13 protein-coding genes are annotated in these 14,445 nt (G+C 72.1%); 11 read left to right on the top strand and 2 right to left on the bottom strand.

Annotated features, from left to right (window positions below; genetic code table 11):
• The first annotated feature begins 32 nt into the window (after positions 1-32).
• From ACE101_RS02965 to ACE101_RS02955, 3 genes are all read left to right on the top strand, one after another.
• Positions 33-968 carry an alpha/beta fold hydrolase gene (locus ACE101_RS02965; RefSeq protein WP_379126049.1) on the top strand — a complete coding sequence of 312 codons (936 nt, stop codon included), beginning with the start codon at positions 33-35 and terminating at the stop codon, positions 966-968.
• Between the two features lie 178 nt (positions 969-1,146).
• A complete protein-coding gene (locus ACE101_RS02960; protein ID WP_379126048.1) occupies positions 1,147-1,518 on the top strand; it encodes a YciI family protein in 372 nt (123 codons plus the stop codon).
• Between the two features lie 50 nt (positions 1,519-1,568).
• A complete protein-coding gene (locus ACE101_RS02955) occupies positions 1,569-2,765 on the top strand; it encodes an RNA polymerase sigma factor (RefSeq protein WP_379138448.1) in 1,197 nt (398 codons plus the stop codon).
• A gap of 113 nt (positions 2,766-2,878) precedes the next feature.
• Here the strand turns inward: ACE101_RS02955 and ACE101_RS02950 are convergent, their stop codons facing one another.
• Positions 2,879-3,250: a hypothetical protein gene (locus ACE101_RS02950; protein WP_379126047.1), complete on the bottom strand. Its 372-nt coding sequence runs from the start codon at positions 3,248-3,250 to the stop codon at positions 2,879-2,881.
• A 113-nt stretch (positions 3,251-3,363) separates the two neighbouring features.
• Here ACE101_RS02950 and proC point away from each other — a divergent pair, with 113 nt between their 5' ends.
• From proC to ACE101_RS02925, 5 genes are all read left to right on the top strand, one after another.
• Positions 3,364-4,182: a pyrroline-5-carboxylate reductase gene (gene proC / locus ACE101_RS02945; protein WP_379126046.1), complete on the top strand. Its 819-nt coding sequence runs from the start codon at positions 3,364-3,366 to the stop codon at positions 4,180-4,182.
• Positions 4,183-4,277: 95 nt separating this feature from the next.
• Complete coding sequence (locus tag ACE101_RS02940; RefSeq protein ID WP_379126045.1) at positions 4,278-5,006, top strand: TetR/AcrR family transcriptional regulator; 729 nt, start codon at positions 4,278-4,280, stop codon at positions 5,004-5,006.
• Positions 5,007-5,068: 62 nt separating this feature from the next.
• The gene (locus tag ACE101_RS02935; RefSeq protein WP_379126044.1) at positions 5,069-6,523 is read left to right on the top strand and encodes an MmgE/PrpD family protein; all 1,455 of its coding nucleotides are present in this window, start codon (positions 5,069-5,071) and stop codon (positions 6,521-6,523) included.
• Positions 6,524-6,732: 209 nt separating this feature from the next.
• Entirely contained in the window at positions 6,733-8,199 is a 1,467-nt protein-coding gene (locus ACE101_RS02930) for an MDR family MFS transporter (RefSeq protein WP_379126042.1), read from the top strand.
• Between the two features lie 154 nt (positions 8,200-8,353).
• On the top strand, positions 8,354-9,115 hold the full coding sequence (locus ACE101_RS02925; RefSeq protein ID WP_379138446.1) for a trypsin-like peptidase domain-containing protein: 762 nt from the start codon (positions 8,354-8,356) through the stop codon (positions 9,113-9,115).
• A 17-nt stretch (positions 9,116-9,132) separates the two neighbouring features.
• On the opposite strand, the gene ACE101_RS02920 is transcribed toward ACE101_RS02925, so the two are convergent.
• Entirely contained in the window at positions 9,133-10,548 is a 1,416-nt protein-coding gene (locus ACE101_RS02920; RefSeq protein ID WP_379126041.1) for an amidohydrolase, read from the bottom strand.
• A 216-nt stretch (positions 10,549-10,764) separates the two neighbouring features.
• On the opposite strand from ACE101_RS02920, the gene ACE101_RS02915 reads away from it, so the two are divergent.
• The 3 genes from ACE101_RS02915 to ACE101_RS02905 are packed head-to-tail and all read left to right on the top strand — an operon-like array spanning position 10,765 to position 14,430.
• Positions 10,765-12,555: a peptide ABC transporter substrate-binding protein gene (locus ACE101_RS02915; RefSeq protein WP_379138443.1), complete on the top strand. Its 1,791-nt coding sequence runs from the start codon at positions 10,765-10,767 to the stop codon at positions 12,553-12,555.
• A gap of 26 nt (positions 12,556-12,581) precedes the next feature.
• On the top strand, positions 12,582-13,541 hold the full coding sequence (locus ACE101_RS02910; protein WP_379126040.1) for an ABC transporter permease: 960 nt from the start codon (positions 12,582-12,584) through the stop codon (positions 13,539-13,541).
• Positions 13,507-14,430 (top strand): ABC transporter permease, encoded by a 924-nt coding sequence (locus ACE101_RS02905; protein ID WP_379126039.1) that lies wholly within the window; start codon positions 13,507-13,509, stop codon positions 14,428-14,430. Before ACE101_RS02910 ends, ACE101_RS02905 begins: the two co-directional genes overlap by 35 nt.
• Positions 14,431-14,445: the final 15 nt, after the last annotated feature.

Raw genomic sequence — 14,445 nt, 5'->3', positions numbered from 1 at the left:
CTTCCGGCCGGTCTGTCGACAGGGGAGCCGCGATGCCGGCCGAAGCCTCCGGGCTGGACGATACGGTCACGACGCGCGAGGCGCTCGCCATCGGCGATCCCGCCGGGGGGCGGCTCGCGGCGCTCGCCTTCGGGCCGCCGGGCCGCCCCTTCGACGCCGTGGTGCTGCACGCGAACGGCTTCACGGCGCGCACCTACCGCAGCCTGCTCCTGCCGCTCGCGGGCGAGGCCCGCCTCCTCGCCTACGACCAGCGCGGCCACGGCGCCACGACGCTGTCCGCAAGGCCGCGCGGCCGGCGCAACTGGAACGACCTCGCGGCGGATCTCGTCGCGCTGCTCGACCGGCTCGACGGCCCGCCCGTCACCCTCGTCGGCCATTCGATGGGGGGCATCGTCTCCCTGCTCGCCGCTGCGCGCCGGCCCGAGCGGGTGCGCAACCTCGTCCTGCTCGATCCGGTGATCCTGCGGCGGCGCGACGCCCTCGTCGCGCGGGTGCCCGTCCTGGCCCAAGCCCTGTTCCGGCGGCACTCGCCCCTGGCGGATCAGGCGATCCGGCGCCGGGCGAACTTTCCCTCGCGCGCGGCGGCGCTCGCGGCCTATCGGGGGCGCGGGGCCTTCCGCACCTGGCCCGACGCCGCCCTCGCCGACTACGTGGCGGACGGCTTCCGCGACCGGCCGGACGGGACGGTGGAACTCGCCTGCGCGCCGGCCTGGGAGGCCGCGAACTACCTCGCCCAGGGCCACGACACCTGGGGGGCGCTGCGCCGCCTCGCCCGCCCGGCGCTGATCCTGCGCGCCGCGGCCGGCAGCACCTGCGCGCTCGCGCGGGACCGCCCGCCGCATGTCACCGTCGAGACGGTGCCCGGCACCACGCACTTCCTGCCCTTCGAGGCCCCCGAGCGGGTGCGGGCGGCGATCCGGGCGGCGATCGGCCGACGGGCTCCGTCGCACTCTCCTCCCATCGCCTGAGCATCATTCCGCCGGCCGCGGCGGGTGCCGAAGCAGCCACCGGTCCGGCGGCGAAAACCGATGCGAAATCAGGAATCCAAGCAGAATTGCTCTGTGCCGTTCTGTTTAGAAAAGATGTCGCCCCCGCCTGTCGGCGGCGGGCCGGGCCGGACGTCGTGTCCGGGAGGAGGAGACGCGCATGCTCTATGCCATCCTGTGCTACCATTCCGAGGAGGTCGTCGGCGCCTGGAGCCGCGAGGAGGACGCCGCGGTGATGCAGAAGCTCGCCGTCGTCCAAGAGAAGCTCGCCCGCGAGGGCCGGCTCGGGCCCGTCGCCCGGCTCCTGCCCACCACGGCGGCCACCACCCTGCGCAAGGATCGCGAGCCCGGCCTCGTCCTCGACGGCCCCTTCGCCGAGACCAAGGAGCAGCTCCTCGGCTTCTACGTGATCGATTGCGAGAGCCTGGACCACGCCCTCGACACCGCGCGGGAACTCGGGCGCGCCAATCCGGGCGGCGCCTACGAGATCCGGCCGATCGCCTATTTCCAGCCCGGCGGCGGCGCGTCGTGACCGACCTCGACTGGCTGCACGGGGCGCTCGCCGCCGCCCGGCCGCGGGCGATGGGCGCGCTGCTGCGCTACTTCCGCGACCTCGACACCGCCGAGGAGGCGTTCCAGGAGGCCAGCCTGAAGGCGCTCGGCCACTGGCCGCGCCAGGGCCCGCCGCGGGACCCGGCGGCGTGGCTGATCCTGGTCGGGCGCAACGCCGCCCTCGACGCCGCGCGCCACCGCCGGCGCGAGGAGCCGCTGCCCGACGAGGACGACCTCTCCGACCGGGAGGATGCCGAGGCGGCCCTGGCCGAGCGGCTCGACGACGCGCATTACCGCGACGACATCCTGCGCCTCCTGTTCATCTGCTGCCATCCGGAGCTGCCGGCGACCCAGCAGATCGCGCTGGCGTTGCGCGTGGTCTCGGGGCTCGGCGTCGCGCAGATCGCCCGCGCCTTCCTCGTCGGCGAGGGCGCCATGGAGCAGCGCATCACCCGGGCCAAGGCCCGGGTCGCCCGCAACCGGGTGCCCTTCGAGGCACCGGGCCCCGCCGAGCGGGCCGAACGCCTCGCGGCGGTGGCCGCCATGCTCTACCTCGTCTTCAACGAGGGCTACTCGGCCGACCACGCGACGAGCCCGGCCCGCGCGCCCCTCTGCGACGAGGCGGTCCGCCTCGCGCGCCTGCTGCTGCGGCTGTTCCCGGCCGAGCCCGAGATCATGGGCCTGCTCGCCCTGATGCTGCTCCAGCACGCCCGCACGGCAGCGCGCTTCTCGGCCACGGGCGAGATCGTGCTCCTGGAGGACCAAGACCGGAGCGCCTGGGATCCGCGCCTGATCGCGGAGGGCCTCGCCCTCCTCGACAAGGCGATGCGGCACGCCCGGCCCGGCCCCTATCAGGTCCAGGCCGCCATCGCGGCCCTGCATGCCCGCAGCCGGACGGCGGCGGAGACCGACTGGGCGCAGATCGACCGGCTCTACGCCACCCTGGAGATCATGCTCGCCTCCCCGGTCGTGACCCTCAACCGGGCGGTGGCGGTGGCGAAGCTCCGCGGACCGGAGGCGGCGCTCGCGCTGATCGAGCCCCTGGGCGAGCGCCTGTCCGGCTACTTCCACTTCTTCGGCGTGCGGGGAGCGCTGCTGCTGCGGCTCGGCCGGCGGGACGAGGCGCGCATCGCCTTCGACCGGGCGATCGCGCTCGCCCGCACCCCCGCGGAGGCCGCGCATATCCGCCAGCACCTCGACCGGCTGGAGGCGCAGGCGGCGGAGTGATCACCCCTCGCGACCGCCGCACGGCTCGTCGGCTCGCGAGCAACGGTCACGACGCCGTCCGCTGACCGGAACTCCCGGTGACCGGCGGATTGCGTCTGCTGCGCTCGCTGCGTCTATTGCGAATGGACGGTGCGAACATCGTCGAATGGAGGCGACCCATGACCATGCCGGCTTTCGCCGAGCCCCTGGGCGGCCGCCTTCCTCGGGCAGACGAGACGGCTGCGGCCGAACGGCTTCATCGCCGCCACGATCGCTCTCGATCCTGCCAGGGCCGTCGCGGCCATTCGGACCATGCGCCTCATACGGTTTCCGGATGATCGCTTCGCGATGCGGAAACCGGCCTCGCTCAGGCGCCGCGCGGGCTCGTGATACGGTTTCCGAAAGTGATTGTCCGGAAACCGTATCAGGCTCAGGAAGCCTGAGACGACGGCGGATGCGCCTCTTCTCGACATGGGCGCGAACGGCTTGTCGGAAACGGTCGACATCCTCCGCGCCGACATCGACCTGATGTGAGCGGCCCCCGCGCGCCGAAGCGGTTTCCCGATCCCCGAAAAATGCTCTAGGCAAACCCCACACCCCTCCCGCCCAGGGCCGCCGCATGACCGCCTCCGACCTTCCCGCCTCCCTCGTCCTCGTCGGCGCCGGCAAGATGGGCGGCGCCATGCTGGAAGGCTGGCTCGCGGGGGGGCTCGACGGGTCCCGCATCGCGGTGGTGGATCCGGGCGCCTCGCCCGACATGACCGCCCTCTGCGCGGCCCGCGGCATCGCCCTCAACCCAGCGGATCCGGCGCCGCCCGAGGCGCTGGTGCTGGCGATCAAGCCCCAGGGCCTGGAGGCGGCCGCCCCCGCGCTGGCGCCGCTCGCAGGGCCCGACACCCTCGTGATCTCGGTGCTGGCGGGCAAGACGGTGGCGAACCTCAAGGCCCGCCTGCCCCGGGCCCGCGCCGTGGTGCGGGCGATGCCGAACCTGCCGGCGAGCATCGGCCGGGGCGCCACCGGGGCTGCGGCGAGCCCCGAGGCGAGCGAGCGCCAGCGCCGCATGGCCGACGCGCTCCTCTCCGGCATCGGCCTCGTGGAATGGCTCGCCGACGAGAGCCTGATCGACGCGGTGACCGCCGTGTCGGGCTCCGGCCCGGCCTACGTGTTCCTGCTCGCCGAGGCGCTGGCCGCGGCGGGGGCCGAGGCGGGCCTGCCGCCCGACATCGCCGCCCGCCTCGCCCGCCAGACCGTGGCCGGGGCGGGCGCGCTCCTCGCCGAGAGCCCCCTCGACCCCGGCGTGCTGCGCCAGAACGTGACCTCGCCGGGAGGCACGACCGCGGCGGCGCTCGGCGTGCTGATGGCCGAGGGCGGCCTGCCCGATCGTCTCCGCGAGGCGGTGGCGGCGGCCAAGACCCGCTCGGCGGAACTGTCGGGCTGACGCCGCCCCGTACGACAGCCCGCCGCAGCACCCCGCCCCTGCCGATCCGCCCACAACTCCCTACATCCAGGACGCATTCTCCACCGGAGCAGCGCATGGCCCACAAGCCCAGAACCGCCGAGGCGCCCGCCTCCGGCAACCCGCGCGAGGCGGTCGTCGAGGCCCTGATGCGGCTCGCCGCCGAGCAGCCCTGGAGCGACATCGAGATCACCGACATCGCCCGGGAGGCGGGGGTGAGCCTCAGCGAGTTCCGGGACCTCTTCCCGTCGAAGGGCGCGGTGCTCGGCGGCTTCTCCCGGATGATCGACAAGGCGGTGCTGGCGGGCACCACCGACGATCTCGCGGAGGAGCCCTCCCGCGAGCGGCTGTTCGACGTGCTGATGCGCCGCCTCGACGCGATGACCCCCTACAAGACGGCCCTGCGCCGGATCGTGTTCGCCCTGCGCACCGATCCGCTCTCGCTCGCCGCCCTCAACGGCGTCGCCCTCAACTCGCAGCGCTTCATGCTGGCGGCAGCGGGCATCGACACCGAGGGGCCGCTCGGGCGGCTCAAGCTCCAGGGCGTCGTCATCGCCTTCGCGCGCACCATGGAGACGTGGTTCGAGGACGACGACCCGGCGCTCGCCCGCACCATGGCCCGCCTCGACCGCGAGATCCGCAACGGCGAGCGCCTGATGGAGCGCGCCGAGGACCTGCGCCGCCTGACCGCGCCGCTGCGGGCGCTCGGCCGCTCGCTCCTGGAGCGCGGCAGCCGCCGCGCCCGGCGCCCCGCCCGCGACGAGGCCGACGACGACCGCCTGGATGGGGATCCGATCGCGGTCTGAGGCATCCTCCTCCCGCCCGATGGCGTTATGTCCACCAGCGCCATCGCCCCGGGAGGACGTCCATGACCCGCATCGATCGCCGCACGCTCATCGGGGCCGCCGGCCTCGCGCTCGCGGCCGGCGGCGCCCAGGCCGCGGCGGAGCCGGCGACCGCACCGCCGACGCCCGCCGCCCCGCCCCGCGACGTCACCCGGACGCTCGCCCGCTACGTGGTGCAGGCCCGCGGCGAGGACCTGCCCGAGGCGGTGCGGCGCGAGGGCACCCGCACCTTCCTCAACTGGGTCGGCGTCGCCATCGGCGGCTCGCACCACGAGACCCTCGATGTCGCCGTCGCGGCGCTCAAGCCCTTCTCGGGGCCGCCCCAGGCCGGGCTGTTCGGGCGCCCGGAGCGCTTCGACATCATGAACGCCGCCTTCCTGAACGGCGTGTCGAGCCACATCTTCGACTACGACGACACTCACCTGAAGACGGTGATCCATCCGGCCGGCCCGGTCGCCTCGGCGATCCTGGCGCTCGCCGAGATGCAGCCGGTCTCCGGCCCCGACTTCCTCACCGCGCTGGTGCTCGGCGTCGAGACCGAGTGCCGGATCGGCAACGCGGTCTATCCCAACCACTACGATGTCGGCTGGCACATCACCGGCACGGCCGGCGTATTCGGGGCCGCCGCGGCGGCCGGCAGGCTGATGGGGCTCTCCGAGCAGCAGATGGTCTGGGCGCTCGGTCTCGCCGCCTCGCAGCCGGTGGGCCTGCGGGAATCCTTCGGCTCGATGAACAAGAGCTTCAACCCGGGCCGCGCCGCCGCCAACGGCCTGTTCGCGGCGATCCTGGCCGCGAAGAACTACACGAGTTCGGACGGGATGATCGAGGCCAAGCGCGGCTGGGCCAACACCATCTCGACCAAGCAGGATTACCGCGAGATCACCGAGGGCCTCGGCTCGCGCTACGAAGCAGCGCTCAACACCTACAAGCCCTTCGCCTGCGGCATCGTCATGCATCCGGCGATCGACGCCGCCGTGCGGCTGCGCAACGAGAACCGCCTCACCCCCGACCAGATCCGGCGCGTCGACCTGGCGGTGCATCCCCTCGTGCTCGAACTCACCGGCAAGACCGCGCCGCGCTCGGGGCTGGAGGGCAAGTTCAGCATCTACCACGCGGTGGCGGTGGCGCTCGTCGAGGGGGCGGGCGGCGAGAAGCAGTTCAGCGACCGGGCGGTGCGCGATCCCGTGATCACGGAGTTGCGGGGCAAGGTGGTCCCCACCGTCACGCCCGGGGTGAAGCCCGAGCAGGTCGACATGACCATCACCCTCGCGGACGGGCGCACGCTCACGCGGCACATCGAGCACGCGGTGGGCAGCGTCGAGAACCCGATGAGCGACGCCGATCTCGAGCGGAAATTCGTGGACCTCGCCGAGGGCATCCTGCCCGACGCGCAGATCCGCCGGGTGATGGCCCTGTGCTGGGATATCGGCCGCCTCAAGGATGCGGGCGAGGTGGCGCGGGCGGGCGTGCAGGCCTGAGGTCCAAGGCTCGTCGGGATGAGGACCCGGACCGTCGCGTGACACGAGGGCGAATACTGTCCCACCGTATGCAGCACGTGCAGACCTGCCCTGCCGGGACGCCCCGGGATCACAACGGATCTTGCGGACGGGAGCCATGGGTTTAGCTGATCGCCGCACGGTGTCGGCGGCCATCCCGCGCGGCCTCCCTCTCCCCGACTGGACGGATCATGTCCGCACTTCCGACGACCCACCGCCCCTTCGTGATCGCGGCGGTGATGGCCTCGATGTTCATGGTCGCCATCGAGGCCACCATCGTGTCGACCGCGATGCCGCAGATCGTCGGCCAGCTCGGCGGATTGTCCCTCTACAGCTGGGTGTTCTCCTCCTTCCTGCTCACCCAGACCGCCGCGACGGTGGTGTTCGGCAAGCTCTCGGACGTCTACGGGCGCAAGCCCGTGATGCTCGTCGGCATCGGCGTGTTCCTGGCGGCCTCGCTCCTGTGCGGCTTCGCCCGGTCGATGCCGGCCATGATCGCCTTCCGCCTGCTCCAGGGCATCGGCGCGGGGGCGATCCAGCCCATCGCCCTCACCATCGTGGGCGACCTCTACAGCGCCGAGGAGCGCGGGCGCATCCAGGGCTTCCTGGCGAGCGTTTGGGCGGTCTCGGCGGTGATGGGGCCGCTCGCGGGCGGATTCATCATCGAGCACGCCTCCTGGTCCTGGATCTTCTGGCTGAACCTCCCGGTCGGGCTCCTCGCCGCGGGAGGCTTCGTCCTCTTCCTGCACGAGGGGGTCCTGCGGGAGCGCCGCCGCATCGACGCGGCCGGCGCCGCCCTGTTCACGGTGACGATCGGCGCCCTGATGGTCGCCCTCACCGAGGCGGGCAATTCGGACGAGCGCGGCGCCCTGATCGCGGCCGGGGTGGCGGTGGTCGGGGCCGTGCTGTTCGTGCTGCAGGAGCGGCACGCCCCCGAGCCGGTGATCGCCTTCTCGGTCTGGAGCCGCCGGCCGATCGCGGCCTCGAACGGCAGCTCGCTCCTGGCCGGCATGGCGCTGATCGGGCTCACCACCTTCCTGCCGATGTACGTGCAGGGCGTGCTCGGCCGCACGCCCCTCGTGGCGGGGCTCGCGCTCACCGTCATGGTGCTCGGCTGGCCGATCGGCGCGACGCTGGCCGCCCGCACCCTCAAGCGGTTCGGCCTGCGCCCGATCCTGCTCACCGGCAGCCTACTGCTGCCGGCCGGCGCGAGCCTGCTGCTGACGCTCGGCCCCGGTTCCGCCCCGTTCACGGCCGGCTTCGCCTCCCTGGTGATGGGCTTCGGCATGGGGCTGCTCAGCACGGCCGCCCTGGTGCTGATCCAAGAGATCGTGCCGTGGTCGCAGCGCGGCAGCGCCACCGCCTCGAACGTGTTCTCCCGCAACCTCGGCAGCACGCTCGGGGCGACGGTGTTCGGCGCCGTTCTCAACCACGGCCTGCGGAACGGGGGCGCCGGGGTGAATGCCGACGAGCTGCAGCGCCTGCTCGCCACCGGCACCGCCGCGCCGGGCCTGGACGGAATCCGCACCGCGCTCCAGCAGGCCCTGCACCTGACCTTCTGGGCGATGTTCGTGATCGCGGCGGCCGGCGTGGTCCTCGCCTGGCTGGTGCCGCACGTGCCGCTGGGCCGGTCGCGGGAGACGACGCCCGCGGAGTAGGAGAGCGCCGGCGCGAGCCCGCTTGACGGTGCGGACGGATGCCCCTGAGATTTGCCGTGTCCGGACCCTGAGCCGGATCGTGCAGGGGGCATGGGACATGGCCGGCGGAAAGCGCCTGCGCGTTGCCGCGATGGCCGCCCTCGTCGCGGTCTTCATGGCGACCTTCATGGCGGCCTGCGGGACGGCGCGCGCCGGAGACGCGCGGCTCGCCGCGCTCTACCCGCAGGACGGGCGCCGCCCGATGGCCGGGCCGGATTACGCGCGCTACCCGGGCGCCGGAATCCTGTACTGCCGCAACGCTGCCGGCCTCCCGGTGCGGGCGGCGGCCGCCTGGCTGATCGGCGGGCCGCGCCTCGTGATGCTGAACGCCCACAATTTCCGCAGCCGCCGGCTCGAAGCCACCCGGGCGGTCGCGGATTGCTTCTTCCAGATCGCCGGCCGCAACTACGATTTCGAGCCCGACAGCCTCCGGCTCGGCGTCCTGCCGGGAGCGGACGCCCTCCACATCACCGACGACTGGGCCCTGTTGCGCCTGAGCGAGCCGGTGACCGGCGCGGCCCCCCTCCCCCTCTCCGACGGTGCAACCCTCCCCACCGGCAGCGTGCCCCTGCCCGTGACGATGGTCTCGCCCGCCGGCCACGAGAACTACGACCGGCCGACCAGCCTGGAGGCCTGCACCATCCGGCAGATCGATCCGCCGGGCGAGGACGGCATCCGCATCGCCCGGCACGATTGCAACAACGGCTATGGCGGATCGGGCTCAGGGCTGTTCGACGCCGAGGGCCGCCTGATCGCGATGCAGAGCGCCTCGCTGTCGATGAATTCCCGGCGCGCCTTCGACGTCGAGTTCCACTACGGCTCCGCCCTGCTCTTCGAGGGCGCCCTCCGCGCCGCCGTGCTGCGCGAGAGCCGCTGAGGCGCGAGCCCCGGCGCCTATTCCACCGACATGCGCAGCGGCGGCTCCACCTCCGGCGGCAGCGGCGAGACGTAGCCCGCGCCCGTCCGCTCCCTCAGGTCGGCCTTGGCCGCCGCCAGCAGGTCCGGCTTCGCGACCAGGGCCGCACCCGTCGCCGCCATCGCCTTGGCCACCTGCACCATCGCCTTGTGGGCCGCCGGGCTCTTGCCCTGCGCCACCACCTGCCAGGTGTGGAAGGGGGTGCCGATCGCCACCGTCGGCGCGTGGGCCTGCACGGTCGGCACCACCCAGCTCACGTCGCCCACATCCGTCGAGCCGATCGCCGGGTTGCGCTTGGCGTCGCGCGGCACGAGGAAGTCGGCGAGGGGCGCCCCGCTCGGTTTCAGGCCGATGGTCCGGTAGACCGCCGCGACATCCCCGTCCGAGAGCGTGCCCTGGATGGCGCGGGCGAAGGCGCGGTCCTCCTCGTCGAAGGGCGGGGGGCCGAGATCCTCCATCACCCCGTGCAGGGTCTCCTCCAGGGGCGTGTTGCCGACGAGGTCCGAGACCGCGCTGACGATGCGCATCTCCATCGCGGTCTCGGTCATCAGCGCCGCGCCCTCGGCGATCCGGCGCACGCGCCCGACCAGCTCCAGCATGCCCGGCAGGTCGCGGGCGCGGATCGAGTAGCGCACCCGGGCATGGGCCTGCACCACGTTCGGGGCGATGCCGCCGGTATCGAGGAGCGCGTAATGCACCCGCGCGTCGCTCGGCATGTGCTCGCGCATGTAGTTCACGCCGACATTCATCAGCTCGACGGCATCGAGCGCGCTGCGCCCGAGATGGGGAGCGGCGGCCGCGTGGCTCGCCCGGCCGGTGAACACGAAATCGGCCCGGGTGTTGGCGAGCGCGAGCGGCGGCGCGACCTCCCAGAAGCTCGACGGGTGCCAGGTGATGGCGGCGTCCGCATCCGCGAAGGCGCCGGCGCGCACCATGAAGGCCTTGGCGGCCCCGCCCTCCTCGGCCGGGCAGCCGTAATAGCGCACGCGGCCCGGCTGCCCCGTCTCGGCCAGCCAGTCCTTGAGCGCGGTGGCGGCAAGCAACGCCGCCGATCCGAGCAGGTTGTGCCCACAGCCGTGGCCGTGCCCGCCCGGAGCGACCGGCCGGGGCTCGGCCACGCCCGCCTCCTGGCTCAGGCCCGGCAGCGCGTCGTACTCGCCGAGGAAGGCGATCACCGGCCCGGCCTCCCCCGCCTCGGCGATGAGCGCCGTGGGGATCCCGGCGACGCCCTCCGTGACCCGGAAGCCCTGGTGGCGCAGCTCCGCCGCGTGGGCGGCGGCCGAGCGCGTCTCGGTGTAGCAGACCTCCGGGGTGCCCCAGACCGCGTCGCTGAGCGCGATCAGCCGGTCCTTGTGGGCGTCGACCTGCCGCCACACGGCGTTGCGGTTGTCCATGGGATCCTCCGTTCGGCCCGTCGGCCCCGGTATGCCGGCCGGGGGCCGGCTTGCCCAGGCGCGCCTCCGGACGCGAGGCCGGCGCCCCGCGCAGAGCTGTGCCTGCGATGTGGCGCGAGACTTGTAATGCGGGCCGTCGCTGCGGACCCACCTTGCGGGCGGGTTCGCGAGATGCGCATGCTGGCTGATGGTATTTCGAGCGGAGTGGCGACCACGATGAACGAGCAGGACCTGCGTAACCTGATCGCCGGCGTGAAGGACGGCCGGCTCTCGCGCCGGAACTTCGTGCAGCGGATGGTCGCCCTCGGCCTCACCGCCCCGATGGCCGGGATGATGCTCGCGCACGAGGGTCTCGCCCAGAACGCGGACCTGCGCGCCGCCTACAAGCCCGCCAAGGCCGGCGGCGGCGGGCCGCTCAAGCTGCTGTTCTGGCAGGCCGCGACGCTGATCAACCCGCATTTCGCGATCGGCACCAAGGACCAGGAAGCCTCGCGCATCTTCTACGAGCCCCTCGCCGCCTGGGATGCGCAGGGCAACCTGTTCCCGATCCTCGCCGCCGAGATCCCGAACCGCCAGAACGGCGGCGTCGCGGCGGACGGCCGCTCCGTGACCTGGAAGCTCAAGCCCGGCGTGAAGTGGCACGACGGCAAGCCCCTCACCGCCGACGACGTCGTCTTCACCTGGCAATACGCCGCCAACCCGGCCACCGCGGCCACCACCGCGGGCAGCTACAAGGACATCAAGGTCGAGAAGATCGACGACCACACGGTCAAGGTCCTGTTCGACAAGCCGACGCCGTTCTGGGCCGACGCCTTCGTGTCCACGGTCGGGATGATCATCCCCAAGCACCATTTCGAGGCCTATACGGGCGACAAGTCGCGCGATGCGCCCGCCAACCTCGCGCCGGTGGGCACCGGCCCCTACAAGTTCGTGGAGTTCCGCCCCGGCGACATCGTGCGGGGCACCCGCAACCCCGATTACCACGTGCCCAACCGGCCCTATTTCGACACGATCGAGATGAAGGGCGGCGGCGACGCCGTCTCGGCCGCCCGTGCCGTGCTCCAGACCGCCGAGTACGACTACGCCTGGAACATGCAGGTCGAGGACGAGATCCTCAAGCGGCTGGAGGGCGAGGGCAAGGGCCGGGTCGAGATGTCCTATGGCGGCAATCTCGAATTCATCCTGCTCAACGCCACCGATCCCTGGACCGAGGTCGACGGCGAGCGCTCCTCGCTGAAGACCCAGCACCCGGCCTTCTCGGACCCGGCGGTGCGCAAGGCCATGAACCTCATCGTCAACCGGGCGGCGGTGCAGCAATTCATCTACGGCCGCACCGGGCGGGCGACCGCCAACGTCCTCAACGGCCCGGAGATGTTCCGCTCGAAGAACACCTCGTTTTCCTTCGACGTCGACAAGGCCGCCCAGATCCTGGACGAGGCCGGCTGGAAGAAGGGCGGCGACGGCATCCGGGCCAAGGACGGCAAGAAGCTCAAATTCGTCTTCCAGACCTCGATCAACGCGCCGCGCCAGAAGACTCAGGCCATCATCAAGCAGGCTGCCCAGAAGGCCGGCATCGACATGGAACTGAAGTCGGTCCCCGGCTCGGTGTTCTTCTCCTCGGACGTAGCGAACCCGGACACCTATCCGCATTTCTACGCCGACATGGAGATGTATACCTGGAACATGACACAGGCCGATCCGGGCGTGTTCATGCTGCAATACGTGTCCTGGGAGGCGGCGACCAAGGCGAACAAGTGGCAGGGCCGCAACATCAGCCGCATCCGCAACGCCGAGGCCGATGCCTGCTACCGTGCCGCGCAGGAGGAGCTCGACCCGGTCAAGCGCGCCGCCCTGTTCATCAAGATGAACGACATCGTCGTCTCGGAGAACGTGCTGCCCCTCCTCCACCGCGCCCAGGTCTCGGCCGTCAACGGCAAGCTGCGGACCGTCGACAGCGGCTGGGACAACTCGCTCGCCTATCTGGCCGAGTGGTGGAAGGAGGCGTGAGCGCGGGGCCGTTCTGAGGATCGCCGATGGGCGCCTATCTCCTCCGCCGCCTGCTGATCGCGATCCCGAGCCTGCTCGGGATCAGCCTGATCCTGTTCACGGTCCTGGCGCTCGCGCCGGGCGACCCGTTCGGCGAACTCGCCACCAACCCCAACGTGCCGCCCGAGGTCCGGGCGGCCCTGCGCGTCAAGTACGGCCTCGATGACCCGATCCTGATGCGCTACCTGCACTGGCTCGTCGCGATGCTGCAGGGCGACTGGGGCTTCTCCTTCGCGAGCCGGGTCAACGTCGACGACCTGATCCTCCAGCGCCTGCCCGCCACCCTGTTCGTGGTCGGCTCCTCGCAGCTGCTGGCGCTGCTCGTCGCGGTGCCGGTGGGGATCCTGGCGGCGCTCAGGCCCTACTCGCTCCTCGATCAGGTGGCGAACACGCTCGCCTTCGTGGGCTTCTCGCTGCCGACCTTCTTCACCGGCCTGCTCTTCATCCTGCTGTTCAGCCTCAAGCTCGACTGGCTGCCGTTCGTCTACAACGCGGACGTGGCGGCGACGGGCTGGCGCTGGTACTGGGAGCACCTCCGGCAGGCGATCATGCCGATCTCGGTGCTGGGGCTGTTCCAGGCCGCCTCCTACACCCGCTACGTGCGCGCGGCCGTGCTCGACGTGGCCCGCCTCGACTACGTCACCACCGCCCGGGCCAAGGGCCTGAGCGAATCCGTGGTGACCTTGCGCCACATCGCCCGCAACGCGCTGATCCCGGTGGTGACCCTCGTGGCGCTCCAGATCCCGGCGGTGTTCGGCGGCGCCATCGTCACCGAGCAGATCTTCCGGGTGCCGGGGATCGGCTCGCTCCTCATCACCGCGATGCTCGCCAACGACACCCCGGTCGTGATGGCGGTGACCTTCGTCTTCGCCTGCCTCGTCGTCCTGTTCAACCTCGTCGCGGACCTCCTGTATGGCTGGCTCGACCCTCGCATCTCCTTCCGCTGAGGCGGCGCCCGCGCCCGCCGCATCGGGCCGGGACACGTGGCGGCGCTTCCGCCGCCACCGGCTGGCGGTGGCGTCGAGCGTGATCCTCGCCGTGCTGGTGCTGGGGGTGGTGTTCGGCGGGCTCCTCTGGCCCGTCGCCATCGACGACATCGACTTCGCGGCGATGCTCCAGGGCCCCTCCCCGCAGCATCCCTTCGGCACCGACGATCTCGGCCAGGACCTCCTCGCCCGCATGATCTATGGCGGGCGCATCTCGCTCGCGGTCGGCTTCGCGGCGATGCTGGTGGCGACCCTCGTCGGCGTGGTGGTGGGGGCGGTGGCCGGCATGTCGCGCCGCTTCCTCGATCCGGCGCTGATGTGGGTGACCGACCTGTTCCTGTCGCTGCCGCAGCTGCCGCTGCTGCTCCTCGTCATCTACCTGTTCCGCGACCGGCTGAAGGAGGTGTTCGGCATCGAGGGCGGCGTCTTCGTGATGATCGTCGCGGTGATCGGGGGCCTGCGCTGGATGCCCGTCGCCCGGCTGGTGCGGGCGCAGTTCCTGTCGCTGCGCGAGAAGGAGTTCGTGGAGGCGGCCCGCGCGCAGGGGGCCGGGCCCTGGCATCAGGTCACGCGCCACATCCTGCCGAACGCCATCGGGCCGGTGATCGTGGCGGCGACGATCGAGGTCTCGGCGGCGATCATCGCCGAATCGACCCTCTCGTTCCTCGGCCTCGGCTTCCCGCCCGACATCCCGACCTGGGGCCGGCTCCTGTTCGACGCCAAGGACCACCTCGACGTCGCGCCGCACTGGGCGCTGTTTCCCGGCGCGGCGATCTTCCTGACAGTCCTGTCGATCAACTTCATCGGCGACGGCCTGCGCGACGCCCTCGACCCGCGGCGGGTGCTGTGAGGGCCCGCGTCGACG

The sequence above is a fragment of the Methylobacterium carpenticola genome (assembly GCF_042748905.1).
GTDB lineage: Bacteria > Pseudomonadota > Alphaproteobacteria > Rhizobiales > Beijerinckiaceae > Methylobacterium > Methylobacterium carpenticola.
This window is presented reverse-complemented; position numbering and strand designations above follow the sequence as displayed.